The 25,562-nt window shown below is 72.3% G+C and carries 27 protein-coding genes, 1 pseudogene and 1 riboswitch; of the genes and pseudogenes, 13 read left to right on the top strand and 15 right to left on the bottom strand.

All coding sequences use genetic code 11. The features are described 5' to 3' along the window. Positions 1–7: 7 nt before the first annotated feature. Both GRC12_RS03480 and GRC12_RS03475 read right to left on the bottom strand, forming a co-directional pair. Positions 8–637 (bottom strand): MBL fold metallo-hydrolase, encoded by a 630-nt coding sequence (locus GRC12_RS03480; protein ID WP_133043710.1) that lies wholly within the window; start codon positions 635–637, stop codon positions 8–10. Next, entirely contained in the window at positions 637–1,725 is a 1,089-nt protein-coding gene (locus GRC12_RS03475) for an S-(hydroxymethyl)mycothiol dehydrogenase (RefSeq protein ID WP_208777263.1), read from the bottom strand. Before GRC12_RS03475 ends, GRC12_RS03480 begins: the two co-directional genes overlap by 1 nt. 139 nt (positions 1,726–1,864) lie before the next feature. Here GRC12_RS03475 and GRC12_RS46320 point away from each other — a divergent pair, with 139 nt between their 5' ends. Further along, complete coding sequence (locus GRC12_RS46320) at positions 1,865–1,987, top strand: hypothetical protein (RefSeq protein ID WP_280117410.1); 123 nt, start codon at positions 1,865–1,867, stop codon at positions 1,985–1,987. Between the two features lie 26 nt (positions 1,988–2,013). Further along, positions 2,014–3,768 (top strand): ABC transporter ATP-binding protein, encoded by a 1,755-nt coding sequence (locus GRC12_RS03470; protein ID WP_208777261.1) that lies wholly within the window; start codon positions 2,014–2,016, stop codon positions 3,766–3,768. 59 nt (positions 3,769–3,827) lie between these two features. Here the strand turns inward: GRC12_RS03470 and GRC12_RS03465 are convergent, their stop codons facing one another. Then, complete coding sequence (locus GRC12_RS03465) at positions 3,828–4,121, bottom strand: hypothetical protein (protein WP_208777259.1); 294 nt, start codon at positions 4,119–4,121, stop codon at positions 3,828–3,830. A 170-nt stretch (positions 4,122–4,291) separates the two neighbouring features. On the opposite strand from GRC12_RS03465, the gene GRC12_RS03460 reads away from it, so the two are divergent. Beyond that, complete coding sequence (locus GRC12_RS03460) at positions 4,292–4,657, top strand: nuclear transport factor 2 family protein (protein ID WP_208777257.1); 366 nt, start codon at positions 4,292–4,294, stop codon at positions 4,655–4,657. 24 nt (positions 4,658–4,681) lie between these two features. Here GRC12_RS03460 and GRC12_RS03455 read toward each other — a convergent pair whose 3' ends face one another. Then, a complete protein-coding gene (locus tag GRC12_RS03455) occupies positions 4,682–5,215 on the bottom strand; it encodes a MarR family winged helix-turn-helix transcriptional regulator (protein ID WP_208777255.1) in 534 nt (177 codons plus the stop codon). A 61-nt stretch (positions 5,216–5,276) separates the two neighbouring features. Here GRC12_RS03455 and GRC12_RS03450 point away from each other — a divergent pair, with 61 nt between their 5' ends. Next, positions 5,277–6,134 carry a hypothetical protein gene (locus GRC12_RS03450; RefSeq protein WP_208777254.1) on the top strand — a complete coding sequence of 286 codons (858 nt, stop codon included), beginning with the start codon at positions 5,277–5,279 and terminating at the stop codon, positions 6,132–6,134. A gap of 5 nt (positions 6,135–6,139) precedes the next feature. Further along, a riboswitch (ZMP/ZTP riboswitch) is annotated at positions 6,140–6,222 on the top strand. Positions 6,223–6,245: 23 nt separating this feature from the next. Next, positions 6,246–7,094, top strand: coding sequence for a bifunctional 5,10-methylenetetrahydrofolate dehydrogenase/5,10-methenyltetrahydrofolate cyclohydrolase (locus GRC12_RS03445; protein WP_208777253.1), 849 nt, complete (start codon positions 6,246–6,248; stop codon positions 7,092–7,094). On the opposite strand, the gene GRC12_RS03440 is transcribed toward GRC12_RS03445, so the two are convergent. The 3 genes from GRC12_RS03440 to GRC12_RS03430 all read right to left on the bottom strand — a co-directional run bounded on the left by GRC12_RS03440 (position 7,095) and on the right by GRC12_RS03430 (position 10,718). Continuing rightward, positions 7,095–8,087, bottom strand: a complete 993-nt coding sequence (locus GRC12_RS03440; RefSeq protein WP_208777251.1) for a CU044_5270 family protein — start codon at positions 8,085–8,087, stop codon at positions 7,095–7,097. It lies immediately after the preceding gene. After that, positions 8,080–8,625 carry an RNA polymerase sigma factor gene (locus GRC12_RS03435; RefSeq protein ID WP_208777249.1) on the bottom strand — a complete coding sequence of 182 codons (546 nt, stop codon included), beginning with the start codon at positions 8,623–8,625 and terminating at the stop codon, positions 8,080–8,082. Before GRC12_RS03435 ends, GRC12_RS03440 begins: the two co-directional genes overlap by 8 nt. A 125-nt stretch (positions 8,626–8,750) precedes the next feature. Beyond that, on the bottom strand, positions 8,751–10,718 hold the full coding sequence (locus GRC12_RS03430) for an RICIN domain-containing protein (protein WP_208777246.1): 1,968 nt from the start codon (positions 10,716–10,718) through the stop codon (positions 8,751–8,753). Positions 10,719–10,936: 218 nt separating this feature from the next. Between GRC12_RS03430 and GRC12_RS03425 the strand changes: the two genes are divergently transcribed. The 8 genes from GRC12_RS03425 (at position 10,937) to hypE (ending at position 20,225) form a co-directional block, all read left to right on the top strand. Beyond that, on the top strand, positions 10,937–12,172 hold the full coding sequence (locus GRC12_RS03425) for a glycosyltransferase (protein WP_208777343.1): 1,236 nt from the start codon (positions 10,937–10,939) through the stop codon (positions 12,170–12,172). A gap of 126 nt (positions 12,173–12,298) precedes the next feature. Continuing rightward, a complete protein-coding gene (locus GRC12_RS03420) occupies positions 12,299–14,017 on the top strand; it encodes an enoyl-CoA hydratase-related protein (protein WP_208777244.1) in 1,719 nt (572 codons plus the stop codon). Next, positions 14,014–14,610 (top strand): hydrogenase maturation protease, encoded by a 597-nt coding sequence (locus tag GRC12_RS03415; protein ID WP_208777242.1) that lies wholly within the window; start codon positions 14,014–14,016, stop codon positions 14,608–14,610. Before GRC12_RS03420 ends, GRC12_RS03415 begins: the two co-directional genes overlap by 4 nt. A gap of 51 nt (positions 14,611–14,661) precedes the next feature. Then, the gene (hypB, locus tag GRC12_RS03410) at positions 14,662–15,405 is read left to right on the top strand and encodes a hydrogenase nickel incorporation protein HypB (protein WP_208777239.1); all 744 of its coding nucleotides are present in this window, start codon (positions 14,662–14,664) and stop codon (positions 15,403–15,405) included. Continuing rightward, a complete protein-coding gene (hypF, locus tag GRC12_RS03405) occupies positions 15,402–17,741 on the top strand; it encodes a carbamoyltransferase HypF (RefSeq protein WP_208777237.1) in 2,340 nt (779 codons plus the stop codon). Before hypB ends, hypF begins: the two co-directional genes overlap by 4 nt. A gap of 3 nt (positions 17,742–17,744) precedes the next feature. Then, a complete protein-coding gene (locus tag GRC12_RS03400) occupies positions 17,745–18,026 on the top strand; it encodes a HypC/HybG/HupF family hydrogenase formation chaperone (RefSeq protein WP_208777235.1) in 282 nt (93 codons plus the stop codon). Beyond that, complete coding sequence (gene hypD, locus GRC12_RS03395) at positions 18,023–19,165, top strand: hydrogenase formation protein HypD (protein ID WP_208777232.1); 1,143 nt, start codon at positions 18,023–18,025, stop codon at positions 19,163–19,165. The genes GRC12_RS03400 and hypD overlap by 4 nt, the downstream gene beginning before the upstream one ends. Next, entirely contained in the window at positions 19,158–20,225 is a 1,068-nt protein-coding gene (gene hypE, locus GRC12_RS03390; protein ID WP_280117409.1) for a hydrogenase expression/formation protein HypE, read from the top strand. The genes hypD and hypE overlap by 8 nt, the downstream gene beginning before the upstream one ends. Positions 20,226–20,283: 58 nt before the next feature. On the opposite strand, the gene hypA is transcribed toward hypE, so the two are convergent. The 8 genes and pseudogenes from hypA to GRC12_RS03350 all read right to left on the bottom strand — a co-directional run. Continuing rightward, positions 20,284–20,631: a hydrogenase maturation nickel metallochaperone HypA gene (gene hypA, locus GRC12_RS03385; RefSeq protein WP_208777230.1), complete on the bottom strand. Its 348-nt coding sequence runs from the start codon at positions 20,629–20,631 to the stop codon at positions 20,284–20,286. 7 nt (positions 20,632–20,638) lie between these two features. Continuing rightward, a complete protein-coding gene (locus tag GRC12_RS03380) occupies positions 20,639–20,824 on the bottom strand; it encodes a hypothetical protein (protein WP_208777220.1) in 186 nt (61 codons plus the stop codon). A gap of 19 nt (positions 20,825–20,843) precedes the next feature. Further along, a complete protein-coding gene (locus GRC12_RS03375) occupies positions 20,844–21,050 on the bottom strand; it encodes a hypothetical protein (RefSeq protein WP_133043689.1) in 207 nt (68 codons plus the stop codon). A 41-nt stretch (positions 21,051–21,091) separates the two neighbouring features. Next, the gene (locus GRC12_RS03370; protein ID WP_208777218.1) at positions 21,092–21,688 is read right to left on the bottom strand and encodes a DUF5947 family protein; all 597 of its coding nucleotides are present in this window, start codon (positions 21,686–21,688) and stop codon (positions 21,092–21,094) included. Next, entirely contained in the window at positions 21,685–22,236 is a 552-nt protein-coding gene (locus tag GRC12_RS03365; RefSeq protein WP_208777216.1) for a NifU family protein, read from the bottom strand. The genes GRC12_RS03370 and GRC12_RS03365 overlap by 4 nt, the downstream gene beginning before the upstream one ends. After that, positions 22,229–24,022: a nickel-dependent hydrogenase large subunit gene (locus GRC12_RS03360; protein ID WP_208777213.1), complete on the bottom strand. Its 1,794-nt coding sequence runs from the start codon at positions 24,020–24,022 to the stop codon at positions 22,229–22,231. Before GRC12_RS03360 ends, GRC12_RS03365 begins: the two co-directional genes overlap by 8 nt. Positions 24,023–24,086: 64 nt before the next feature. Further along, the gene (locus tag GRC12_RS03355) at positions 24,087–25,175 is read right to left on the bottom strand and encodes a hydrogenase expression protein HypE (RefSeq protein WP_208777211.1); all 1,089 of its coding nucleotides are present in this window, start codon (positions 25,173–25,175) and stop codon (positions 24,087–24,089) included. Position 25,176: 1 nt separating this feature from the next. Continuing rightward, positions 25,177–25,562 (bottom strand): annotated as a pseudogene (locus GRC12_RS03350) (hypothetical protein); the annotation flags it as partial.

Raw genomic sequence — 25,562 nt, 5'->3', positions numbered from 1 at the left:
AGCACGCTCAGTGGCCCCGGGCGATCCACTCCTCCAGGTGCGGTGCCTCGGCGCCGATCGTGGTCGGATCGCCGTGGCCGGTGAGGACCTTGGTCTGCGGTGGGAGGGTGAGCAGGCGGTCGCGGATGGAGTCGATGATCGTCGGGAAGTGGGAGTAGGAGCGGCCGGTGGCGCCCGGTCCGCCCTGGAAGAGGGTGTCGCCGGTGAAGACCGTGGCCAGACCGGGGTCGTGCAGGCAGACCGCGCCGGGCGCGTGCCCCGGGGTGTGGATCACCGTGAGGTCGGCCCCGGCGGCCTCGATGACCTGGCCGTCGACGAGATGGGCGTCGGGGTCCCGGTCGGGGTGGGTGAGCTTCCACAGCGGCAGGTCGTCCGGGTGCAGCCAGATGGTGGCACCGGTGCGCTCCGCGAGGGCGGGTGCGGCATTGACGTGGTCGTTGTGGGCGTGGGTGCACACGATCGCCGTCAGCCGGCGGTCGCCCACCGCCTCGGCGATCGCGTCGGCGTCGTGCGCCGCGTCGATGACGACGACCTCGTGGTCGTCCCCGACGAGCCACACGTTGTTGTCCACCTCCCAGGTGCCGCCGTCCAGGGCGAAGGTGCCCGAGGTGACCAGGCGTTCGATGCGGGCCGCCATCACAGCACCACCACCGAGCGCAGCACGTCACCGTGGTGCATCCGCTCGAACGCCTTCTCCACCTCACCGAGTTCGATGGTCTCGGTGACGAACTTCTCCAGCGGCAGACGGCCCTGGAGGTGCAGGTCGATCAGCAGGGGGAAGTCCCGGCTGGGCAGACAGTCGCCGTACCAGGACGACTTGAGCGCACCGCCACGGCCGAAGACGTCCAGCAGGGGCAGTTCGAGTTTCATCTCCGGGGTGGGCACGCCGACCAGCACCACCGTGCCGGCCAGGTCGCGGGCGTAGAAGGCCTGTTGGTACGTCTCGGGGCGGCCGACCGCCTCGATCACCACGTCGGCGCCGAAGCCGCCGGTCAGCTCGCGGATCGCCTCGACGGGATCACTCTCCCGCGAGTTGACGGTGTGGGTGGCGCCCAGTTCCCGGGCCGTCGACAGCTTGCGGTCGTCGATGTCCACGGCGATGATCTTCGCCGCGCCCGCGAGCCGGGACCCGGCGATCGCCGCGTCGCCCACCCCGCCGCAGCCGATGACCGCCACGCTGTCACCGCGCCCGACGTTGCCGGTGTTGATCGCCGCACCGATCCCGGCCATCACGCCACAGCCCAGGAGGCCGGCCACCTGCGGGGCCACGCCCGGGTCGACCTTGGTGCACTGTCCGGCGGCCACCAGCGTCTTGTCCGCGAAGGCGCCGATGCCCAGCGCCGGGGACAGTTCCTGGCCGGTCGAGGCGAGGGTCATCCTCTGTTTCGCGTTGTGGGTGTTGAAGCAGTACCAGGGCCGTCCGCGCAGACAGGCCCGGCAGTTCCCGCACACGGCACGCCAGTTGAGGATCACGAAGTCGCCGGGTGCCACGTCCGTGACGCCCTCGCCCACCGACTCCACCACGCCCGCGGCCTCATGACCGAGCAGGAAGGGGAAGTCGTCGCTGATGCCGCCCTGCTTGTAGTGCAGGTCGGTGTGGCACACCCCGCACGCCTGCACCTGTACGACCGCTTCCCCCGGGCCGGGATCGGGCACGACGATCGTCTCCATCCGCACCGGCTCGCCCTTGCCCGGTGCGATCACGCCGCGTACTTCCTGCGCCATGGTGCTGAACCCTTTCATCGGCCGCTGTCGGTCCCTTCGACCCTACGCGTGACTGATCGGTAACGACACGACATCGGTCGCCGGTGGAACCGGCCACGGCCCGCCGCCGGTGCGGGACGTGGACCAGGGTGCCGGCGACATGGCGCGCGGACCTTCCGGGCACATCGGACTCGACCGGCATCACGTCCGCCCGGTCCGCCGCGTACAGCCCGGCGACGGCGCCAGACCGGCCGTGGCCGGGGTGGGCGCCGACGTAGCCTGAATGCTCCACGACCGTCGAGGAGCGCCGTGAGCATCGCAGACACCGGGACCCGTCCGCCCGCCTGGCGGCTCCTCCTCGGCTACGTACGCCCGCACCGCTGGGCCCTGTTGGCCGGCGCGCTGCTGTCGCTGCTCACCGGTGCCGCCGGGCTGTTGCTGCCGCTGGTGGCCAGGGGGTTGATCGACGACCTGTCCCACGACCGGGCGATCACCGGCGCTCTGCTCGCCATGTCGGCCCTGGTGGTCGCCAACGCGGCGCTGGGCGCGCTGGGTTCGTACGTGCTGCGGCGCACGGCGGAGTCGGTGGTGCTCGGGGCGCGGCGCGCGCTGTCGTCGTATCTGCTGCGGCTGCGCATCACGGCGGTCGACCGCAGCGAGCCCGGCGACCTGATGGCCCGGATCACCTCCGACACCACCCTGCTGCGCGAGGTCACCACCGACTCCCTGGTGGGTCTCGGTACGGGCGGGCTCACGCTGGTGGCGACCGTGGTGATGATGGGCCTGGTGGACCCGGTGCTGCTCGGGGTCACGCTGGCGGTGATCCTGGGCGCCGGCACGGTGCTCGGCGTGATCGTGCCGCGCATCAACCGGGCGAGCCGGCAGGCGCAGGACGCGGTCGGGGTGATGGGTGCCTCGCTGGAGCGCATCCTCGGCGCGCTGCGCACGGTGAAGGCGTCCGGCGCGGAGCACCGGGAGGAGCGGACGCTGCACGAGGCCGCCGAGGAGTCGTGGCGGCAGAGCGTGCGGGCCGCCAAGTGGTCGGCCGCGGCGGGCAACACGGCCGGTCTGGCGATGCAGATCGCCTTCATCACGGTGCTGGCGGTGGGCGGGGCGCGGGTGGCGACCGGCGCCATCCAGGTCGGCACGCTGGTGGCGTTCCTGCTGTACGTCTTCTACCTGATGTCGCCGATCCAGCAGGTGGTCGGCGCGATCACGCAGTACCAGACGGGCGCCGCCGCCCTGGCCCGGATCCAGGAGGCGCTGGCCCTGCCCGCCGAACCCCCGGCCGAAGCGGCCCCGTTGCCCGCGGCCGGCGCCGAGCCGGCCTCGCTCGCCTTCGACGAGGTCCGCTTCCGGTACGCCGACGACCTGCCGTACGTCCACCACGGGGTCACCTTCGAGGTGCCCGCGCGCGGTATGACGGCGTTCGTCGGTCCGTCCGGCGCGGGCAAGACCACGGTGTTCTCGCTCATCGAGCGGTTCTACGACCCGGAGTCCGGGACGATAACGCTCGACGGCCGTGATCTGGCCGAGTGGGAGCTGCCCCGGCTGCGTTCCGCGATCGGCTATGTGGAGCAGGACGCCCCGGTCCTGTCGGGTTCGCTGCGGGACAATCTGCTGCTGGGCAATCCGGGGGCCGACGAGGCGATGCTCACGCGGGTGCTGAAGACGACCCGGCTGGACGGGCTGGTAGCCCGGCTCCCCAAGGGCCTCAACACCCTGGTGGGGCACCGCGGCACCAAGCTCTCGGGCGGTGAGCGGCAGCGGGTCGCCATCGCCCGCGCGCTGCTGCGCCGCCCCCGCCTGCTGCTCCTGGACGAGGCGACCTCGCAGCTGGACGCGGTGAACGAGGCGGCTTTGCGCGACACCGTCGCGGACGTCGCCCGGACGACCACGGTCCTCGTCGTCGCCCACCGGCTGTCCACGGTGACGACGGCCGACCGGATCGTCGTCATGGACGCGGGCCGGGTACGGGCCGTGGGCACCCATCGTGAACTGGTGGCCGCCGACCCGCTCTACGCGGAGCTCGCGGCCACGCAGTTCCTGGCCACGGCGGACTGACACGCGACGAAGGGCCGCCCGGATCCGGGCGGCCCTTCGTCCAGCGATACGCGGTCCGGCTACTCGATGCCGCCGAGCAGACCGGTCACGGGCGCGGCCATGTCGGTGAGCTGGTGCAGCTGGCCGAGGTCGTTGAGCCGGTTCAACTGCTGCAGTTGCCCGGACGGCCGCGGAATCTCCGCCTTGTGCGCCGCGGGCAGGTCGCTCACGGTGAGTGAGTCGAGGGTGGCCATCGGGTTGATTGCGCCCGTGCCCGGTGCCGCCGCCTCGGCCGCGGAGGCCAGCGGCGCGGCCAGCCCGGTAAGGCCCGCGGCGAGACCGACGGCGGCGACGATACGTCGTGTTGAGATCATGCTGGGAGCAACGGCACCGCTGCCCCGCCGGACACGGGCGCCCGCCTCCCCTCACCCGCGAGGCGTAGCGCGCGGTTGCGCTTGCCGAGCCCGCCGGGGCGGAGGAGTCTCGAAGGTGAGGCCTTCGCGGCCCGCTTCCGACCGGGTCGCGGCCCTCGAAGGAGGTCACCATGGGCACCGCGGCAAGCAGCAGCTTCAACGCCGACACGCTGAAGAAGGGCGTCGAGGGACACACGGCGGCAGATCTTCTGTCGCTCTACGCGGACGACGCGCAAGTGCGCATCGTGGACCGCAACAGCCAGCCCAGCAAACCCCGGGTCCTGCACGGCCGCGACGAGATCGGCGCGGTGTTCGAGGACATCTACAGCCGGGACATGACGCACAAGGTCGACCAGTGCATCGTCCAGGGCGACCACGCCGCCTACAGCCAGTCGTGCGAGTACGCGGACGGGACCCGGGTCCTGGCCGAGTCGATGATCACGCTGCGGGACGGGAAGATCGCCGAGGAAATCCTCATCCAGGCATGGGACGAGTAGGAGCCAGAACCGCGAGGGTCCAGGTCAGCTCCCGGTTGACCTGGACCTTTTCGGCTCGGGCGGCTCTGGGCCGGACTCGGCGGCGACGACCAGCCTCCGCAGCAGGTCGGCTAGTGTCCGCTGTTCTTCTGCGGTCAGCACGGAGAGCAGCGCGACCTCGCCCGCTTCCTCCGACGCGGCATGCCGCTCGAAGGCGGCGTCTCCTGCCTCGGTGAGCCGCACCCGCACCCGCCGGCGGTCGCCCTCCTCGTGGGTACGGCTGATCAGGCCCGCCTCCTCCAGCGGTCCCAGCCGGGCCGACAGCGCGCCCCTGGTCAGCCCCAGCCGGTCGGCGAGCTGTGACGGGCTCGCGGTGTAGGGCGGGCCGAGCCGGCGCAGGGTGAGCAGCACCTTGTACTGCCAGTGCCGCAGCCCGTCGGAGTCGAGCATCTCGCGCCGCGCCTTGGACGCGTGCCGGGACAGGATGGCCAGGCGGACGAAGATCGCCTCCTTCACCGGGTCCATCCAGTCGAGCTCCTTCACCCACTCCTCGACATGCCGGTCCGCCGAGTCCTCCATCGTCTGTCTCCCGCAGTGGTTTTCTTGTGGATGGTTTTCCGCATAACTACCTTCTCTCGTCATGACGAACGCGACGAGCGCTTTGCGCACATCCGTCACCATCGACGAACTGATCGCCTCCGCACAGGAGTTGTCCCTCGCCGGCCGCTGGCCCAGAGCCCTGCGGCTGCTGGACTCTGCCGTCCCCGACGACCCGGCGGACCGAGCCCGGCTCGCCCGGGCGGCGGCCGAAGTCGCCCTGGAGAGCGACTGGTTCACGGGCAGCGAGATCGCCGGGCCCCGCCTCGAGACCGCGGCCGAGCTGCTGCCCGCGGACGACTGGGACCTCGGCTTCGCCCGGCTGCGGCACACCTACGGCCGCCTGCTGGTCGTCGACGGCGCCCTGCGCCTCGGCCCCGAGGGAAAGGACCCCGAGGTCCTCGCAGGGCTCAGGCGGCAGGCGCGGGACCTGCGCGACGGCGCGCCCGACGAGGTGCGAGGCGGCTGGGCCTCGATGTACCTGGGGCTGATCACCGACAACCTCTTCGCCGACCTCGCCGCCGCGCCGGCCCACTACACGGCCGCCCTGGCGGCCGGGGAGTCCGGTCCCGATCCGCTGCTGGCCCGGGAGGCACTGCGGCACCTCGGCATGCACGACCACGACGGCGGGAACCACGAGCGCGCCCTCGAACGCTGGCGGCGGGCCACCGCGCTCGGTGCCGGCGCGGGCCTCGTGGCGGGCACGCTGTCCCAGCAGCTGCTGCTGGCCGTGGTGGCGCGCGCCACGGGCGACGAGGCCGGGGCCAGGGCCCTCGCGGCCGAGGTCGCCCGCTGGGCCGGCGCCGTCGGTGCCGGGCGTCTGCACGCCCAGGCGTCCGGCTTCCTCGACGGTGTCGATCCGACGGCGGCCCCGCCGGTGCGCGAGGAGCCGGTCGGTTAGGCTCGTGGCGGGCCGTGACTGGCGCTGAGGTGGAGCACCACCGGGGAGCGGCCGCGAACAGTCGATGCCGTGCGCCTGGGCGATCCGGTCACACCAGCCCAGGAGTGGATCATGCCGCAGGCCCGGCTCATTGAAGGCACCGCGCTCGCGGGGCGCATCGTCGAGGACACCGCCAAGAAGGCGGCCGACCTCACCGCACGCACGGGAACGGCCCCCTGTCTCGCGACCGTTCTGGTCGGCGAGGACCCCGCCTCCGTCACCTACGTCCGTATGAAGCACAACCGCTGTCGCAGGGCCGGCATCGAGTCCCGGCACGTGGCCCTGCCGGCCGCCACGACCACCGGGGAACTCGTCGCCGCTCTGCGGGAGTTGTCCGCCGATCCCGCCGTGCACGGCATCCTGCTGCAGCATCCGGTGGGTGAACACATCGACGAGCGGGCCGCGTTCGAGGCGATCGCGCCCGAGAAGGACGTTGACGGCGTCACCTTCGCCTCGTTCGCCACGATGAGCTTCGGCCTGCCGGGGTTCGTCTCGTGCACGCCCGGCGGGATCATGCGACTCCTCGACGAGTACGACGTCGGTCCCGCCGGCAAACGCGCCGTCGTCGTGGGCCGCAGCGCCATCCTCGGCAAGCCGGTCGGCATGCTGCTGCTCGCCCGCGACGCGACGGTGACGTACTGCCACTCGCGCACCACCGACCTGTCGTCGGTGGTGCGCGAGGCGGACATCGTGGTCGCCGCGGTGGGGCGGCCGCGGCTCGTGAGGGGTGAGGACATCAAGCCCGGCGCTGTCGTGATCGACGCCGGGTACAACCCGGGCAACGTGGGCGACGTCGACTTCGACTCCGCGGTCGAGCGCGCCGGGCTCATCACCCCCGTGCCGGGCGGCGTCGGTCCGATGACCATCGCCACGCTGCTGGAGCAGACCGTCGACGCCGCCGCCCGGCAGCTGGGGGTGTGATCAGCGCATCCAGGCGCTGTACGACATCACGTCGCCGGCCTTGACGCCGTACTCGGGATCGGCCCGGGAGAAGGTGGTCTCCAGGCCCAGTACGGCACCGTCGGACGGGTCCATGACGAGCATCGTGCGGGTGCCGGATCCGTCGTACACGTAGGCCTGTCCGCGCCGTCCGAGCCGGTCGGTGACCTCGCCGACCGGCCGCAGTCCGCGGGTGCCGGCCAGCAGGCGGGCGAGGGTGGCGTTCTCGCGGGCGCCCAGCGTCCAGTGGTCGAGGAGGCCGGCGACGGCTTGGAGGAGTTCCGGGGTCGCCAGGGCGGTGGAGGTGTACTCGGTCTCCTGCAGATAGGCACGCAGCCCGGCCACGTCGTGCGGCGGCGGCGACTCGGGAGGGGCGTCGCTCCAACTCGGCGGGTACGTCCGCCGGTCCACGACATGGCCGTCCTCGACCAGGCGTGGGTCCCCGCCCTCGTCGCTGAGGACGGGCCGGCCGCGGTGGCGCGGATCGGTCGCCACGACGAGCTCCGTGTGGCTGCCGTCGGCCTTCCAGCGCACGATGCGCTCCTCGGGAAGGGTGATCGGGGGCTTGTCGTCGCTCATGGCCAGGGTCCAGGACTGCACATGGGTGCCCTTGCGCAGCTTGGGTGAGCCGTCGACGGCGGCCGTCTCGGCGCGGTCGGCCAGTTGCTCCAGGGGCAGAGGCGTGGAGTCGGCCAGCACCACCAGGGGGCGGGGCGCGGCGACGGCGGGCTGTGTGCCGGGGCCACTGACGACCAGGGTCAGCGTGACGGCGGAGACTGCGGCCGCGGTGACGAGTCCCCAAGTCACCCGGGAACGCCGGGTGTTGAGCAGCCGGGGCCGGCGCTCGGCGGGCCGCTCGCTCAGCAGGCCCGCGAGGTGCCGTTCGGCACGGTGGTCGAGTGGTCCGTCGCCGAAGTGGGCGCCGCCGACGGGAACGGGGTTGGCGCGGCGCAGCAGGTCGAGTTCGTCAGCCATGGTCGTGCTCCTTCGTGGCCGCACCGGTCTTGAGCGGGGGACGCATGCGCTCTATCTCGGCTCTCAGCCGGCGTCTGGCCCGGTGCAGTCGCATCGCCGCGGCCCGTCTGCCGCAGCCGAGGGCGACGGCCACCTCGTCGATGTCCAGTTCCTCCCAAGCCGTCAGGCGCAGCACCTCCTGGTCGGTCCCGGACAGCCTCCCCAGCGCCTCGTGCACCCAGGCGCCGGGCGACTCGGCGTCGGGGCTGTCCACGATGTGCCGCCCGTGCGCGCTCTGGTCGTTGCCCAGCCGGTCCACCAGCCGGCGCCGGCGCCCGTGTCCGCGTACCGCGTTGCCCAGGCAGTTGCGGGCCACGCCGTACAGCCAGGGCAGCGGGGACCCCGGCAGGTCGGCCCGGCGTCGCCAGGCGACCGTGAACACCTCCGCCACCACTTCCTCCACCTCGCTGATCCGCCCGTCCAGTCGCCGCGCGACATAGCGGCTGACCGCCCAGTAGTGCTCGCGATAGGCAGCGGCGAAGATCTCGTCGTTGCTCATGTCCCGTTCGTGTCCGGCACCGGCCGGATCGTCACACCCGTCTGCGTGATTCTCGTCGCGTCAGAGGAGTGTGCCCGACGGGCCGGGCCCGGACACGGGCGGGGCATGCGGCACTTGGGCCGGCGCTAGTTCAACGTCCACTTCTGGTTGTCGCCGCCGTTGCAGCTCCACAGGTCCAGCAGCGTCCCGTTGGCCGTGCCGTTGTTGTACGCGTCCAGGCACAGCCCGGCGTTGACGTTGGTGATGGTGCCGTCGCTGTTCACGTTCCACTTCTGGTTGTTCTGGCCGTTGCAGTCCCAGATGACGACCTTGGTGCCGTTGGTGGTGCCGAGGTTGTAGGCGTCGAGGCACTTGTCGCCGTACACGACGAGTTCCTTGCGGGAGGTGTACGTCCAGGCCTGGTTCTGGCCGCCGTTGCAGTCCCAGAGCTCGGCCGGGGTGCCGTTGGTGATCGTGTTGTCGTAGACGTCGAGGCAGCGGCCGGACTGCTTGCCGACGGCCTGGGTGCCGCCCGCTCCGGGCAGCGGACGGACCGTGATGTCCGCCAGGGCCGGCGCGCCGGTGAAGGCCAGGGTGTTGGAGGAGCCCTTGGACAGGCCGACCATCACCGAGACGGTGCCCTGCGAGGAGCCGGTGGGCGGGAAGGAAACAGTCGTCGAGCCCTGGCCGTTGACCTTGAGGGTCGCGGTGCGGGCACTGGAGGTGTTGTTGGTGTAGGCGACGTCCACGACCTTGACCCCGGTGCTTCCCGCTACCACGCCGGAGAAGCTCGCGGTCCCGGTGTAGGTGCTGCTCACCGCTTCCGTACCGCCGGTGACGGTGAGCAGCACCGAGCCGCCCGCCGGGACGCTGGTGGTGTAACTCGTGCGGTACGAGCCCAGGTTGGTGCGGGCCCACAGGTCACGGACGGTCGCGGCGGCGTTGGTCAGCCCCAGGTCCGCCCAGCGGACGGTGATGTTCTGGGCGGAGGAGGTGCGGTTGAGCAGGACGACGGCGCGGTTGCCGGTGCCGGACAGGACCTTGCCGTAGACCTGCAGTCCGGTGGTGTCCTCGGCGACCTTGACGCCCTGGAGGCCGCGCGGGTCCTGGTCGACGGCGATGACCTCGGGGTTCTTGAGGATGCCGGCCGTCTCCGAACTCATGGTGGCGAGGTTGTTGCCGGCCAGGAGCGGGGCGCCGGAGATGGCCCAGAGATTCATGTGGGTACGGTTCTGGGCGGCGGTGAGGCCGTCCATGCCGACCATCAGCATGTCGGGGTCGTTGTAGTAGCCGGTGTGCTGGGCGAGGGGGTGCAGGGTCTGGTCGAAGTTGGACAGCAGGTTCGACATCGAGGGCGAGTCGCCGTAGTAGATGATGTCGGTGCTGGTCCGCCAGATGGGGGCCTGGCCCGGTGCCCAGTTCCAGGGGTTCTGCTTGCCCCAGTTGCAGATCGAGAGGGTGAGCGGACGGCCGGTGGTGGCTGTCGCCCTGGTGACCGCGTCACTGATCGACCGGTACGTCGACGCGGCGTCGAGCCCTTCCGCGTCACCGCCGCACCAGTCGACCTTGACGAAGTCGAAGCCCCATTCGGAGAACTGCAGCATGTCCTGGTCGTAGTGGCCCTCACTGCCCGTGTCGGGCGCGGCGGGGCGGCCGGTCGGGTAGTAGTAGCCGCAGCCGTTCTTGCCGGCGTCGGTGTAGATGCCCGCCTTGAGGCCCTTGCTGTGGATGTAGTCGGCGATGGCGCTCATGCCGCCGGGCCACTCGGACTCGTCGACGGTGATGTTGCCGGCACTGTCGCGGGTGCCCTGCCACCAGCCCTCGTCGATGTTGATGTACTGGTATCCGGCCGCCGGCAGGCCGGCCGCCACGAACGCGTCGACCTGCTGCTTGATGACGCTGTAGTCGATCTTCGCGGCGAAGCTGTTCCAGGAGGCCCAGCCCATCGGGGCGGTGGGCACGGCCATCTGACGGCTCGTCGCCGCCCGAGCGGGGCCGGGGCCGGCGAACAGGAGGGCCGCGGTCGCGGTGAGGACCAGGGCGAGGAGCCGTACGGCGGCGGATCCGAGGCGCGGGTGGGCATGTCTGCGGAGCGGGTGCGGCGGGGGGAACATGCGGCTCCTCCGGTGTGAGGGGATCTCAGGCAGACCACAAGGCTTATTCGATATACCGAACGAGGATCGGTTAACCGAACGTTTCGCGCGCCGAAAGTAGAGCCACCGGAAGAGGGAAGTCAACGGATGTGACAGGGGTGAAGTGGCCGTCCCGCACGGGTCGTTGTCGCGGTGAGACCTGACACGGCGTCATACTGGCCGTCGTGCGCGTAGCGATCATGACGGCGGGATCCCGGGGCGATGTGGCCCCGTACACCGGCCTCGGACACGGCCTCGTCCGTGCCGGGCACGAGGTCACCCTGGTCACCCACGCCCGGTTCGAGCCGCTGGTGGCCGGCTCGGGCGTCCGCTTCCATCCCCTGCCCGTCGACCCGCGGGCCGAGCTGGAGTCCGCACGGGGACGCGGACTGCATCGCAGCGCGACCGGGGTGGGCAAGCTGGTACGAGTGGTCGCGATGGCGCGGGCGCTGGTCGGACGCATGGCGGACGACCTCGTGGCGGCCGCCCGGTCCAGCGAGCTGCTGCTCCTGTCCGGTTCCGTGGGTCCGCTCGGCCGCACCATCGCCGAGGGCCTGTCCCTGCCGTATCTGGACGTTCCCCTGCAACCACTCGCCCCGACACGGGAGTTCGGACCGCCCATGCTCGGAGTCCGCTCGCTCGGAGCGGTGGGCAACCGGATCGCCGGGCACGGGGTGACCCTGGCCGTGGAGCAGGTCTTCGCCGGGGCACTGCCGGCCGTACGGCAACGGCTGGGACTGCCCCCTGCGAACGCCACCGCGGTACGGCGGGCCCGGGAGCGGCAGGCGCGGCCGGTGCTGCACGGCTTCAGCGAGCTGGTGGTGCCGCGGCCGGGCGACTGGCGTGCGGGCCTCACCGTGGCCGGCTACTGGTGGCCGTACGACGGCGACAGCGAACTCCCCTCCGCGCTACGGGACTTCCTCCACGCGGGGCCACCGCCGGTGTACGTCGGCCTGGGCAGCGCTACCGTGCCCGACCCCGAGCGGCTGAGCGGGGCCGTGGTGCGCGCCCTGCGCCGGGCCGGGCTGCGGGGCGTGATCCAGCGGGGCTGGGCCGGTCTCGAAGCATCCGACTCGGACATGCTGACGATCGACGAGGTCCCCCATGCGGTGCTCTTCCCGCGCATGGCCGCCGTGGTCCACCACGCGGGCGCGGGTACGACAGCGGCCGCCCTGCGCGCCGGAGTGCCGACGGTGCCGGTACCGATCCAGTTCGACGAGGGCTTCTGGGCCGCGCGCCTGGTCGCCCTGGGCGTCGCCCCCCGCGCCCTGCCGCTGCGCCGCCTGACGGCCGACACCCTGGCCACCGCCCTGATGCGGGCCACCCGCGATCCGGCGTTCGCGCGGCGCGCCGCCGATCTGGGGGCGCGCATCCGCGAGGAGGACGGCGTGGCTCCGGTGCTGGCCGCGGTCCATCGGTGCGGCACGGCGGGCTGAACGAGGTCAGCGAGACGTCCGGGAACCCCGGATGCGCTCCGGATGGTGGAAGCAAGCCCGCGGAGGACGGCGAAACGCCGCCCGGGTCCTTCTCGCCCTCCGGCACACCGACAATCATGCCGCGTCATGGACATCTTGCTCGTCGCCAGCGCGTTCAACAGCCTGTCCCAGCGCGTGTACGCGGAACTGTCGGACGAAGGGCACCGGGTCGACGTCGTTCTCGCCTCGCACGGCACCGAGGCGATCCGGACCGCCGTACGAGAGGTGCGTCCGGAACTGATCATCGCGCCGATGCTGAGGACGGCGCTGCCGGAGGACGTCTGGCGGGCGCACACCTGCCTCATCGTGCATCCGGGCCCGCCCGGCGACCGCGGCCCGTCCTCCCTGGACTGGGCGGTCGCCGAGGGCGCGCCCGAGTGGGGGGTCACGGTGCTCCAGGCGGAGGCGGGCATGGACGCGGGCGACGTGTGGGCCTCCGCGTCCTTCCCGACCGAGCCGGTCGGCAAGAGCGACCTGTACCGCAACGAGGCCTCGGACGCCGCCGCGGCCGCCGTCCACCTGGCCGTACGGCGCTACGCCGAGGGGGCGTTCAAGCCGCAGCCGCAGAGCGATCCCTCGGTCCGCGTTGTCTGGCGCGACTTCTTCCGCCAGGAGCGGCGCGGGATCGACTGGGAGAACGACAGCACCGTGACAGTGCTGCGCAAGCTCCGTGGGGCCGACTCGCAGCCGGGCGTCCTGGACGAACTCCTCGGCCACGAGGTGTTCCTGCACGGCGGCCACCCCGAGGACGAACTGCGCGGACGCCCCGGGGAACTGCTCGCCACGCGCGCCGGGGCGGTCTGCCGGGCCACCCGGGACGGCGCGGTGTGGATTCCGGAGCTGCGGCCCCGCAAGAGCTCCGGCGACCCGGCGCCGTTCCGCCGTCCCGCGGCCTCCGTGCTCGCCGCCTTCTCCGCCCCGTCGCTGCCGGAGGTCACCGCCCCGCTGGAGTTGCCCGCAGGCCGCAGGACCTGGACCGACATCCGGTACCGGCAGCACGGCGACATCGGCTTCCTGACCTTCTCCTTCCCCGGCGGGGCGATGAGCACCGACCACTGCCGCAGGCTGCTCGCCGCCTACCGGCACGCGCTCACCCGGCCCAGCCGGGTGCTGGTGCTGGGCGGATCCCGCGACTTCTTCTCCAACGGCATCCACCTGAACGTCATCGAGGCCGCCGCCGACCCCGCCGGTGAGTCCTGGTCCAACCTCAACGCCATGGACGACCTGGTCGAGGCGGTCCTGCGCACCACCGACCGGCTGGTGGTGGCGGCGCTCGGCGGCAACGCGGCGGCGGGCGGCGTCATGCTCGCGCTGGCCGCGGACCAGGTGTGGTGCCGCACGGGCACCGTCCTCAACCCGCACTACCGGCGGATGGGCCTGTACGGCTCGGAGTACTGGACCTACTCGCTGCCCCGCCGCGTCGGAGGCGAGACCGCGCGGCGGCTGACCACCGAGGCGCTGCCGGTGAGCGCGGCCACCGCCGCACGGCTCGGGATGGTGGACCGTCTGCTGCCGGTGCCGGCCCAGGCGTTCGCCGCCGAGATCGAGAAGCTGGCCACCGCGCTCGCCGACGCCCCGGACCTCGCCCGGCAGATCGCCGCGAAGGCCGCGACACGCCGGGCGGACGAGGAACGACGACCGCTCTCCGACCACCGGCGGGCCGAACTCGCCCGGATGCGCGCCATCTTCTTCGATGCGCGGGCCCCGTACCACGCCCTGCGCTCGGCCTTCGTGCGCAAGCTGCCGGTCGGCTCGGCCCGGCCCCTCGCCCCGGTCGGCGAGCCCGTCGCCGGGGGTGACCGGTGACCGGGTCCGGCACCCGCCTGCTGGTGGCGGGCGTCGGCAACATCTTCCTCGCCGACGACGCCTTCGGCCCCGAGGTGATCCGCGCCCTGGACCGGCGGCCGCTCCCCGCCGAGGTGCGGGTGCGGGACTTCGGCATCCGCGGCCTGGATCTCGCGTACGAACTGCTCGACGGCTACGACATCGCCGTCCTCGTCGACGCGGCCGTGCGGGGCCACCGGCCGGGCACCCTGTCGCTGATCGAACCGGACCTCCCGGACGGCGGCGAGGGTGCCGCCCCGCCCGAGGCGCACGGCATGGATCCGGCCAAGGTGCTGGCCCTGGCCGCCCACCTCGGCGACGAGCCGCTGCCGCGCGTCCTCGTCCTCGCCTGCGAGCCCGAGCTGCGGCCGAGCGGCGAGGAGGACATCGCGCCGGGCCTCAGCGCGACGGTCCGTGAGGCGGTCGAGCGAGCCGTCGAGACCCTGCACACCTTGGTCCCGGTCCTGCTCGCCGACCCCCTGGCCACACCTCCGTTGAGCCGCCCGGACGAATCCACGGGCCCGTCCGCGGCCGGGCTGCCGCTGCCGGTGGCCGGCGGCGCCGAGGATCGGTGACGCACCGACATCCCGGTCCCTCCCCCACACCGACCGCGAGGAGCACCGCCCATGTGCGAGTCCATGGAGGACGTCACCCAGGCCGTCCTGGCGAAGAACGACGGCCTGGCCGCGAGCCTGCGCGAGGAACTGAGCCGGCGCGGCGTGGGCGTGGTCAACCTCCTGTCCAGCCCGGGCAGCGGAAAGACGGAGCTGCTGGGACGGGTGCTGGCCCTCGCGGTGGAGCGGCGCGTCCCGGTGGCCGCTCTCACCGCCGACCTGGCGACCGAGAACGACGCCCGGCGGCTGGCCCGCTCGGGGGCACCGGTGAAACAGCTGCTGACCGACGGGCTGTGCCATCTGGAGGCCCGGCAGCTGAGTGCCCATGTGCGCGACTGGCTGCCCGCGGACACCGCGGTGCTGTTCGTGGAGAACGTCGGCAATCTCGTCTGCCCGGCCTCCTACGACCTCGGCGAGAGTCTGCGCATCGTGCTCATGGCGGTGACGGAGGGCGAGGACAAGCCGCTGAAGTACCCCACCGCCTTCGGCTCCGCCCATCTGGTCGTGCTGACCAAGACCGACCTGGCCGAGGCCGCCGGTTTCGACGAGGCCGCCTTCCTCGCCCATGTGCGGCGGGTCAACCCCGGGGTGGAGGTCGTCCGGTCCTGCGCCCGGGACGGCGACGGCGTCGGCACCGTACTGGACCGGGTGCTCGCCGCGCGGGACGGGGCTCCCGTGCACCGTCCGCCCCTCGCCCCGCACCCCCACCGGCATGTACGGAAGGACCCCGGCCTCACGGCCGGCCGCGTCTCGTGACCGCGCCCGCCGCACAGGCGGTGCGCCGTCGCGTCACCGTGCGCGGCACCGTGCAGGGCGTGGGCTTCCGGCCGTTCGTGCACCGCCTGGCGACCGGCCTCGCGCTCTCCGGCTTCGTGAGCAACACGGCGAGCGGCGTCCTCATCGAGGTGGAGGGCCCGCCGGAAGAGGTCGCCCGGTTCTGCGACCGGCTGGCCGCCGAGCCCCCGCCGCTGGCCACCGTCACCGGCGTCGGAGTCGAAGAGCTGCCCGTCACCGGCGCCGACGGCTCCTTCACCATCCGTGCCACCGAACACTCCTCCGGCCGCACCCAACTCCCGCCCGACACCGCGACCTGCGCCGACTGTCTGCGGGAACTGGCCGATCCGGCCGACCGCCGCCACCGCCACCCGTTCGTCACCTGCACCCACTGCGGCCCCCGCTTCACCATCGCCACGGGCATGCCCTACGACAGGGCGCTCACCACGATGACCGGCTTCCCGATGTGCCCCGCCTGCGCCCGGGAGTACGGCGACCCCGCCGACCGCCGCTTCCACGCCCAGCCCGTCGCCTGCCCGGACTGCGGCCCCCGGCTGCGCCTGGTCCCCGCCCCCGGCGGCGGGCCGCGCCCCGCACGGGACGGCGACGCCCTGGCGGCGGCGCGGGCTGTGCTGGCGGCCGGAGGGATCCTCGCCGTCAAGGGCCTCGGCGGCTACCACCTGGCCTGCGACGCCACCGACGCACGGGCCGTCGACACGCTGCGCGCCCGCAAGGAGCGCGGCGGCAAGCCGTTCGCGGTCATGTGCGCCGACCTCGACACCGTGGAGCGGATCGCCGAGGTCTCCTCGGCCGAGCGGACGGCCCTCACCGGCCCCCGCCGCCCCATCGTCCTGCTGCGCCGACGGACGGGGGCCGCGGGCCTCCCCCTCGCGCCCGGCGTCTGCCCGGGCAGCCCGCACCTCGGTGTGATGCTGCCCTACACGCCCGTCCACACGCTGCTGCTGGGCCTGCCCGGTGACCCGCCGGGCCCTCGGGTGCTGGTCATGACGAGCGGCAACCGCTCCGGCGAACCCATCGTCACGGACGACGAGGAGGCGCTGACCCGCCTCGCCGGGCTGGCCGACGCCTGGCTCGCCCACGACCGGGTCATCGCCTCCCCGTGCGACGACTCCCTGCTGCGGGTGCGCGCCGACGGCACGGAGCAGGTGCTGCGGCGCTCCCGCGGGTATGTGCCCCGCCCGCTGCGCCTGCCGGTCGCCGTGCGGCCCGCCCTCGCGGTGGGCGGCGACCTCAAGAACGCGCTCTGCGTCGGCGAGGGCGACCAGGCCTGGCTGGGCCCGCACATCGGCGACATGGGCGACCTGACCACGCTGGAGGCCGCCCAGCGGGCCGAGGGACACATGCGGCGGCTCAGTGGCGTCACCCCCGAGCTCGTCGCCGCCGACCGGCACCCCGGCTACCACTCCTCCCGCTGGGCCCGCCGCCGCGCCGCCGAACTGCCGCTCCCCGCGCCCGCGTTCGTCCAGCACCACCACGCGCACATCGCCTCGGCGATGGCCGAGCACGGCCTCGACGGCACCACACCCGTGATCGGCGTGGCCTTCGACGGCACGGGCTACGGCGACGACGGCACCGTCTGGGGCGGCGAGTTCCTGCTCGCCGACTACAGGGGCCACCGCCGCTTCGCCCACCTCGCCCCGGCCCCGCTGCCCGGCGGTGACGCGGGGGTGGCCAACCCCTGCCGGCTGGCCCTGGCCCGGCTGTGGGCCGCTGGGCTGGCGTGGGAGCCGGACCTGCCGTGCGTCGCCGCCTGCTCGTCGGCCGAACTGAGCGTTCTGGAGCGCCAGTTGGCGCGCGGAGTGGCCTGCGTGGCGACCTCCAGCATGGGCCGGCTCTTCGACGCGGTGTCGTCCCTGCTGGGTGTGTGTCACCGCGCGGGATACGAGGCCCAGGCCGCCCTGGAGCTGGAGGCCGCGGCCGCCGCGGCCCGGGACGCCGACGACAGGGCGTACGCCTTCGGTCTGGCCTCCGGCCTGTGCGACCCGGCGCCCGTGCTCGGCGCGATCGTCGCCGACCTGCGTCGCGGCACACCGGTCCCGGTGCTCGCCGCGCGTTTCCACCGTGGCGTCGCGCGGGCCGTGGCGGAGATCTGCCGGCGATCTCGCCGGGCGACCGGAGTGGCGACCGTCGCGCTGAGCGGTGGGGTGTTCGCCAACGCGCTGCTGGAGGAGGAGTGCGCGCGGCTTCTCGCCCAGGACGGCTTCGCGGTGCTGCGGCACGGCGAAGTCCCCCCGAACGACGGCGGTTTGGCCCTTGGACAACTCGTGGTCGCGGCGCACGAACGACAGGAGGAGTGACCCATGTGTTTGGCAGTGCCCGGCAAGGTCGTCTCGATCGACGACGGTGCCGACCCGCTCACCGGGCTGATCGACTTCGGCGGTGTGCAGAAGCAGGCGTGTCTGGAGTACGTGCCGGACGTGCGGGTGGGTGAGTACGTCATCGTCCACGTCGGGTTCGCCCTCCAGCGACTGGACGAGGAATCGGCCCTGGCCTCCCTGCAGCTCTTCGAGGAACTGGGGCTGCTGGAGGAGGAGTTCGGTGACGCCTGGGAGCAGGCGGCGAAGGAGGCGGGAACCGCGTGAAGTACATCGACGAGTTCAACGACCCGGACCTCGCCCGGCGGCTGCTGGACGACATCCGCGCCACCGTCACCCGGCCCTGGGCCCTGATGGAGGTGTGCGGCGGCCAGACCCACTCCATCATCCGGCACGGCATCGACCAACTCCTGCCCGAACAGGTGGAGTTGATCCACGGCCCCGGCTGTCCGGTGTGCGTCACCCCGCTGGACGTCATCGACCAGGCGCTGGAGATCGCCTCACGTCCCGAGGTGGTCTTCTGCTCCTTCGGCGACATGCTCCGGGTGCCGGGCACCGGCCGGGACCTGTTCCGCGTCAAGGGCGAGGGCGGCGACGTACGGGTGGTCTACTCACCGCTCGACGCCCTGGAGCTCGCCCGTCGCAACCCGGACCGGGAAGTGGTGTTCTTCGCCATCGGCTTCGAGACCACGGCGCCCGCCAACGCGATGGCCGTGCACCAGGCGCGCCGCCTCGGCCTGACCAACTTCAGCCTCCTGGTGTCGCACGTCCGCGTGCCCCCGGCCGTCGAGGCCATCATGACGTCGCCGTCCTGCCGGGTGCAGGGCTTCCTCGCCGCCGGCCACGTGTGCAGCGTGATGGGCACGGCCGAGTACCCGCGGCTGGCCGAGCGGTTCGGCGTACCGCTCGTGGTGACCGGCTTCGAGCCGCTCGACATCCTCGAGGGCATCCGCCGCGCGGTGCGTCAGCTCGAGCGCGGGGAGCACCGGGTGGAGAACGCCTACCCCCGTGCCGTGCGCGAGGAGGGCAACCCGGCCGCCGTACGCATGATCGAGGAGGTGTTCGAGGTCACCGACCGGAACTGGCGCGGCATCGGGCCCATCCCGGACAGCGGCTGGCGGCTGACCGAGGCGTTTCGCGCGTACGACGCCGAGCACCGCTTCCAGGTCACCGACATCCGCACCGAGGAGCCCGCCGAGTGCCGCGCGGGCGAGGTGCTCCAGGGGCTGATCAAGCCCACCGAGTGCGCGGCCTTCGGCACCACCTGCACCCCGCGCACCCCGCTCGGCGCCACCATGGTCTCCAGCGAGGGCGCCTGTGCCGCGTACTACCTGTACCGCCGGATGAACGCCGCGACGCCGCAGGCGGCCGGGGCGGCGGGCAAGGAGATGAACCCCGTTGGCTGATCTCGTCGAAACCGTCGATCCCGCGAACTGGACCTGCCCGGCCCCCCTGCGCGACCAGCCCGTCGTGGTCATGGGGCACGGCGGGGGCGGAGCGCTGTCGGCGGAGCTGATGGAGCAGGTCTTCGTCCCCGCGTACGGCAACGCCACCCTGGCCGGCCTCGCCGACTCCGCCGTCCTCGAACTGGGCGGCGCCAGGCTGGCGTTCTCCACCGACTCCTACGTGGTCAGGCCGCTGTTCTTCCCCGGCGGCTGTCTCGGTGACCTGGCGGTCAACGGCACCGTCAACGACCTGGCGATGAGCGGGGCCAGGCCCGCCTACCTGTCGGCCGCCTTCGTCCTGGAAGAGGGCGTGGAGCTGACCGTCGTCGAACGGATCGCGCGCGCCATGGGTGCCGCGGCCGAGACCGCCGGGGTCACCATCGCCACGGGCGACACCAAGGTGGTGGAGTCCGGGCACGGCGACGGCGTGTACGTCACCACCGCCGGGGTCGGGCTCGTCCCGGACGGGGTGGACATCCGGCCCCAGCGGGCGCGGCCCGGTGACGCCGTCATCGTCAGCGGGCCGATCGGGCTGCACGGGGTGGCGATCATGAGCGTCCGCGAAGGGCTGGAGTTCGGGGTCGAGCTGGCCAGCGACACCGCGCCGCTGGCGGACCTGGTCGCGTCCATGCTTGCGGTCACCCCGGACATCCACGTCCTGCGCGACCCGACCCGCGGAGGTCTGGCCGCGTCCCTCAACGAGATCGCCCGCGCCTCCGGAACCGGTGTCCGGCTCACGGAGCGGGCCATTCCGGTGCCGGACGCGGTCGCGAACGCCTGCGGTTTCCTGGGGCTCGATCCGCTCTACGTCGCCAACGAGGGCCGGCTGGTCGCCTTCGTGCCGCCGACGGAGGCGGAGGCCGTCCTCGCGGCGATGCGCGCCCACCCGCAGGGCGCCGGGGCCGCGCTGATCGGTGAGTGCGTCGCCGACCACCCCGGCATGGTCGTGGTCGCGACGGGACTCGGCGGCACCCGTGTGGTGGACCTGCCGCTCGGTGAGCAGTTGCCGCGCATCTGCTGACCTTGGACGCGGGCGGGGCCCCACCGACCTCAAGAGTGTCGGCGGGGCCCCGCTCCTGTCAGCGCCGGGCCTCGATCCCGGTGATCTCCAGTTCCCGGCCGCTGCGCAGCTCGGTGGAGGGGCGGTCGCAGCGCGGGCACCAGAAGAACGGGGGCATGCCCACCGGGAACTCCTCGGCGCACGGGCCGCAGTAGGCCTGCGCGGGGACCTGCTCGACCACGAGCCGGGCCGCGGCGAGCGAAGTGCCGTCGCGGGCCACCTCGAAGGCGAAGTCGAGCGCGTCGGGGACGACTCCCGACAGCTCGCCGACCCGCACGGTCACCGCCGCGACGGCGTCCGTCCCGTCCGCCCGGGCCAGTTCGTCGGCCCGCTCGATGATCGCGGTCGCGATCGACAGTTCGTGCACGGCCGGCTCACGGATACCGGTGACCCGCGCGCAGGCCGCCGGCCATCCGGTAGATCCGCATCTCGCGCCGCAGGCTCGGGAACTCCCGGACGAACAGCGCCAGGGCCACGGCCCCGGCCAGGGCGGCCTCGGCCATCAGCAACCGCCGCCCCGACGTCCCGTCCTGTGCGCTCCCACTTCGTTGCACCTTCATTCCGGCTCCCTGCTGTTCCTCATCCCGGCGGGATGTTCGGCATGACGTCCAGCAGGGCGTCGTGCCGTTTCCAATGGATCCCGGTGGAGCGGCGCGCGTCGGCGGTGCCGTCCTCGTGATGCCCGGTCTGGTCGTCGTACGGGCCGATGTTGCCCTGGTGCATGCCGGGCACGTGCCCGGTCGAGTCGGGCTTGGCCTGGGCTCGGCCGACTCTGATGCTGCCCATGGGTGCTCTCCTTCCTCGCCTCCGCACAGCGGAGCGCGGGCTCATGGCCGCTCGGTGAGGTCCTCGAAGAACCGGTCGACGGCGGGCCAGATCCGGCCGCCGCCGGACAGGCCCCGCCATTCGCGGCGTACGACGGCGACCATCCGGTAGCAGTCGTCGACGGGGACGATCCAGTGGTGGTCGTTGCCATGGACGGTGTTCACGAGCAGTGCCTCCACGTCGGGTTCCATGGACGCGAGCCGCGGACACTCCGCGGCCAGCCGCTGCCAGGCCTCGGCGTCGACCTCCCACCGCATGGCTCCGGCCGGGCTCGGGCCCTCGGCGGTGACCGTGCCGTCGGAACGGGGCACGAAGAAGACCAGGCCGACCGGCACGCCCAGGACATCAGTGTCCACCCGGGGCAGGCGGATCCGCCTGCGGGGGACGAGCCGGTAGCGTCCGTCCCCGCCGCCACCGTCGGCGAACAGCACCGAGCAGGGGCCGCAGGCGCAGCACACCTGGTCGTCCGCGGTGTCGTAGAGGTGCGGGTGCTCGTCGGCGACCGGCGCGGCGCACAGGTCGCACCGCTCCGCCTCGGGCTGCGCCGTGCGGTCGGCGGCGGAGCGGATGAGGCGGGCCAGGGCGCCGTCCGTGGTCACGGTGAGCCCCGGTGGGTGAGCGTGGTCAGCGGTACGAAGGCGGCGGGCGCCGTGGCCGGCGCCGGTTCCACCGCCGTCAGCTCCGGAGCCACGGCGAGCACCGCCTCCTGGACCGCGGCGGTCACGTCGCTCGTGCCGCCGCCGCAGCCCGAGCCGCAGCCGCCGGTCGTCAGCCGCACGCGGCCCACCTCCCCGTCCACGCCGGCCCACTCCACGTCGCCGCCGCGTTCCTGGACGGCGGGCCGCAGCCGCTCGACCGCGCGGGCCGCCCGGCGCTCGACGGGCTCCGGGTGGATCCCGTGCAGCACCAGCAGGTGGCCCAGCAACTCGTCGTCGGCCAGGCGTTCGGACAGCTGCGCGTCCGCGTGGTCCATGACCCGGGCCAGCGCCTCGCCGTAGACCTCGGTGAGCAGCCGTACCGCCTCGATCGCAGAGCGGGTGCCCGGGCCGGGGGCGGATTCGAGCCCTTCCAGCAGCTGGTCGAGGCGGGCGAGCCGCGACTCCACCGCCGGGTCGGCGAGCCGTTCCACGGCACCGGCCTCAGCCATGGTTCGCGCCATAGGTCGGCGAGTGCAGGGTGGTCAGCGTCTTGCCCTTGCCGACGTACATGTGCACCCCGCACGGCAGACAGGGGTCGAAGCTGCGCACAGTGCGCATGATGTCGACGCCCTTGAAGTCGTCGGGCCCGTTCTCCTCGAAGATGGGCTGGCCCTGGACGGCGTCCTCGTACGGGCCGGGAGTGCCGAACTTGTCGCGGGGGCTGGCGTTCCAGGGAGTGGGCGGGTAGGGGTGGTAGTTGGCGATCTTCTTGTCCTTGATCACCAGGTGGTGGGAGAGGACACCGCGCACCGCCTCGTGGAAGCCGCAGCCGATGGCCTCGTCGGGCACCTCGAAGTTTTCGAACACCTTGGTGTCGCCCGCGCGCACCAGACCCATGGCCTCTTCCAGGAACTGCAGGGCCATGGCGGCCGCGTAGGCGACGAAGTACGGCCGGGCGCGGTCCCGTTCGATGGTGTTGCTCCACTTCGGGATGCGCCACTCCAGCGTCGTCTCCGGCAGCGACTCGCCCTTGGGCAGCGAGATGCGCACGCTGTTGCCGGTGGCCTTGACGTACGGGGTGTCGACGAGGCCGCTGAGCGCGGTCGACCAGAGCCGCGCGAGCGGGCCGCCGCCGGTGTCCAGGGCGAGGTGGTCGCCGGTGCGGCGGTCGTACCAGCGGGGGCTCATCACCCAGCTGTACTTGTCGGCGAAGTCGCGCTTCTGCGGCACCGGCACGGTGGTCTGGTTCCAGGGGTGGCGCATGTCGACGGGATTGCCGAGCGGGTCGTGGGTCACGAAGGGCTTCTCGTTGACCCAGTCCTCGTAGTAGGAGCTGCCCAGCATGATGCGCAGTCCGAGGTTGATGTCGACGAGGTTGTTGGTGACCAGCTGCCCGTCGACGACGATGCCGGGGGTCACGTACATCGCCTTGCCCCAGGCGTTCATGTTCTCGTAGCGGTAGTCGACGACGTCGGGGTCCTGGAAGGCTCCCCAACAGCCCAGCAGGATACGGCGGTTGCCGACCTGCTCGTAGCCGGGCAGCGCCTCGTAGAAGAAGTCGAAGACGTCGTCGTTCATGGCGACGGCCTTCTTGACGAAGTCGATGACCCGCATCAGGCGGCTGAGGTAGTCGGTGAAGACGGTCGGCTGCGGCAGGGTGCCGACGCCGCCGGGGTACAGCGTGGACGGGTGGACGTGCCGACCCTCCATCAGGCAGAACATCTCGCGGGTGACCCGGCTGACCTTCAGGGCCTCCTTGTAGACCTCGCCCTCGAAGGGGTTGAAGGCCTTCATGATGTCGGCGATGGTCCGGTAGCCGTGGATGTCGCCGCGGGGCGCGTCGGTGCGCTCGGCGCGGGCCAGCACTCCGGGGTTGGTGGCCTTGACCATGGCCTCGCAGAAGTCCACGAACACCAGGTTGTCCTGGAAGATCGTGTGGTCGAACATGTACTCGGCCGCCTCGCCGAGGTTGACGATGTGCTCGGCGAGCCTCGGCGGCTTGACCCCGTAGGCCATCTGCTGGGCGTAGTCGGAGCAGGTGGTGTGGTTGTCGCCGCAGATACCGCAGATGCGCGAGGTGATGAAGCCCGCGTCGCGCGGGTCCTTGCCCTTCATGAACACCGAGTAGCCGCGGAACAGCGACGAGGTGCTGTGGCACTCCACGACTTCCCGGTTGGCGAAGTCGATCTTCGTGTAGATGCCCAGGTTGCCGATGATGCGGGTGATCGGGTCCCAGGACATGTCCACGAGCTGCGCCGGCTTGCGTCCCGTGGGCCGGGACTCGGTTGTGGTCATCGCTGTTACTGCCCCTTGCTGTCGGTGCTGCGTCGGTCCGTGGTGGGGTGGGTCTCGCGCGGTGTCAGGGCCGCCAGTAGGGGTCGTAACCGCTGGTCAGCTTCCGCTTGTTGTGGCGCCATCTGGGTTCGTGGTTCACCAGCTCGTTGGTGAAGCCGCGCAGCCGGCGGATGACGGCGCCGTACGGCTTGACGATCATGGAGGACAGGGTTCCGCCGGGCGGCTCGTCCATGAACGGCATGAACGCGTCGGGGAAGCCGGGCATCGTGCAGCCGATGCAGATGCCGCCGACGTTCGGACAGCCGCCGATGCCGGCCATCCAGCCGCGCTTGGGGACGTTGCAGTTGACCACCGGCCCCCAACAGCCCGTCTTCACCAGGCACTTGGGTGAGTTGTAGTCCTTGGCGAAGGTGCCCTGCTCGTAGTACGAGCCGCGGTCACAGCCCTCGTGGACCGTCTTCCCGAACAGCCACTGCGGACGCAGCATGTGGTCCAGCGGGGGCGGCGGGGCGGATCCGGCGGCGTGGTAGAGGACCCAGATCAGGGTCTCCATGAAGTTCTCGGGCTGGATCGGGCAGCCGGGCACGTTCACCACGGGCAGGCCGCCCTGGGACCTGAAATCCCAGCCAAGGTAGTCCGCGAGGCCCATGCAGCCGGTCGGGTTGCCGGCCATCGCGTGGATGCCGCCGAAGGTGGCACAGGTGCCGGCGGCCACCACCGCCCAGGCTTTGGGGGCGAGTTGGTCGATCCACCGGTTCAGGGTCTGCGGCTGGCCGGTCTCGGGGTCGTTGCCGAAGGACGTCCAGTAGCCGTCGCCCTTGATGATGTTCTGGTTGGGGATCGAACCCTCGATGACGAGGATGAACGGGGCGAGTTCGCCGCGTGCGGCCGCCCGGTAGGGGGCGAGGAAGTCCTCGCCGCCCAGGCTCGGTGAGAGCACCTTGTTGACCAGGTTCACCTTCGGCAGGCCCGGGATCAGGCCGAGCACGAGGTCCTCGATGGAGGGCTGGTCGGCGGCCGTCAGGGAGACGGTGTCGCCGTCGCAGCTCATGCCCTCGGAGATCCAGAGGATGTGGATCTCGTCGAAGCCCTGCCGGTCCTCGGCGCGGTCGGGTTCGCCGCTGACCTCGGTGGTGCTGCTGTGGGTTGTCATGTCAACGGCCTCCGCTGCGGGGGGTGTCGGAGTCGGTCGGACTCGAGTGGCGCGATGGTTCGAGCGGTTCGAGCGGTTCGAGTTCGTCGGGACGGAAGTAGTGGAAGCGGCCGTACCAGCTGTGCAGTTCGGCCGCGGGATCATCGTCGAGGGTGACGGCGAGGTGGACGCTGCCGTCCACGTCGTGGAAGACGGCGGCCACCTCGGCAGTCCGCCCGGCCAGGAACATGTCCTGGGCGTCGGCGCCCCGGCGCCGCGGGCGAAGCCGGACGCGGCTGCCGCCGCCCAGGGGTACGCCGTCGACGAGCACCGTGTCGGTGGACGGGGAGAGACCGTCGTCGGCGCCCTCCTGCCACCAGGCGGCACGTCCGGCGGGCGGGGTGGACG

Source organism: Streptomyces griseorubiginosus (assembly GCF_017614965.1).
Taxonomy (GTDB): domain Bacteria; phylum Actinomycetota; class Actinomycetes; order Streptomycetales; family Streptomycetaceae; genus Streptomyces; species Streptomyces griseorubiginosus_B.
The sequence above is the reverse complement of the archived record's forward strand: the minus strand, read 5'-3'. Positions and strand labels throughout refer to the sequence as shown.

Excerpts from the sequence above, each read along its gene's own strand:
- GRC12_RS03480 (WP_133043710.1), bottom strand. The coding sequence starts at position 637 with ATGGCGGCCCGCATCGAACGCCTGGTCACCTCGGGCACCTTCGCCCTG.
- GRC12_RS03475 (WP_208777263.1), bottom strand. The coding sequence starts at position 1,725 with ATGGCGCAGGAAGTACGCGGCGTGATCGCACCGGGCAAGGGCGAGCCG.
- GRC12_RS46320 (WP_280117410.1), top strand. The coding sequence starts at position 1,865 with ATGGCGCGCGGACCTTCCGGGCACATCGGACTCGACCGGCATCACGTC.
- GRC12_RS03465 (WP_208777259.1), bottom strand. The coding sequence starts at position 4,121 with ATGATCTCAACACGACGTATCGTCGCCGCCGTCGGTCTCGCCGCGGGC.
- GRC12_RS03460 (WP_208777257.1), top strand. The coding sequence starts at position 4,292 with ATGGGCACCGCGGCAAGCAGCAGCTTCAACGCCGACACGCTGAAGAAG.
- GRC12_RS03455 (WP_208777255.1), bottom strand. The coding sequence starts at position 5,215 with ATGGAGGACTCGGCGGACCGGCATGTCGAGGAGTGGGTGAAGGAGCTC.
- GRC12_RS03450 (WP_208777254.1), top strand. The coding sequence starts at position 5,277 with ATGACGAACGCGACGAGCGCTTTGCGCACATCCGTCACCATCGACGAA.
- GRC12_RS03445 (WP_208777253.1), top strand. The coding sequence starts at position 6,246 with ATGCCGCAGGCCCGGCTCATTGAAGGCACCGCGCTCGCGGGGCGCATC.
- GRC12_RS03440 (WP_208777251.1), bottom strand. The coding sequence starts at position 8,087 with ATGGCTGACGAACTCGACCTGCTGCGCCGCGCCAACCCCGTTCCCGTC.
- GRC12_RS03435 (WP_208777249.1), bottom strand. The coding sequence starts at position 8,625 with ATGAGCAACGACGAGATCTTCGCCGCTGCCTATCGCGAGCACTACTGG.
- GRC12_RS03430 (WP_208777246.1), bottom strand. The coding sequence starts at position 10,718 with ATGTTCCCCCCGCCGCACCCGCTCCGCAGACATGCCCACCCGCGCCTC.
- GRC12_RS03425 (WP_208777343.1), top strand. The coding sequence starts at position 10,937 with ATGACGGCGGGATCCCGGGGCGATGTGGCCCCGTACACCGGCCTCGGA.
- GRC12_RS03420 (WP_208777244.1), top strand. The coding sequence starts at position 12,299 with ATGGACATCTTGCTCGTCGCCAGCGCGTTCAACAGCCTGTCCCAGCGC.
- hypB (WP_208777239.1), top strand. The coding sequence starts at position 14,662 with ATGTGCGAGTCCATGGAGGACGTCACCCAGGCCGTCCTGGCGAAGAAC.
- GRC12_RS03400 (WP_208777235.1), top strand. The coding sequence starts at position 17,745 with ATGTGTTTGGCAGTGCCCGGCAAGGTCGTCTCGATCGACGACGGTGCC.
- GRC12_RS03380 (WP_208777220.1), bottom strand. The coding sequence starts at position 20,824 with ATGAAGGTGCAACGAAGTGGGAGCGCACAGGACGGGACGTCGGGGCGG.
- GRC12_RS03375 (WP_133043689.1), bottom strand. The coding sequence starts at position 21,050 with ATGGGCAGCATCAGAGTCGGCCGAGCCCAGGCCAAGCCCGACTCGACC.
- GRC12_RS03365 (WP_208777216.1), bottom strand. The coding sequence starts at position 22,236 with ATGGCTGAGGCCGGTGCCGTGGAACGGCTCGCCGACCCGGCGGTGGAG.
- GRC12_RS03360 (WP_208777213.1), bottom strand. The coding sequence starts at position 24,022 with ATGACCACAACCGAGTCCCGGCCCACGGGACGCAAGCCGGCGCAGCTC.
- GRC12_RS03355 (WP_208777211.1), bottom strand. The coding sequence starts at position 25,175 with ATGACAACCCACAGCAGCACCACCGAGGTCAGCGGCGAACCCGACCGC.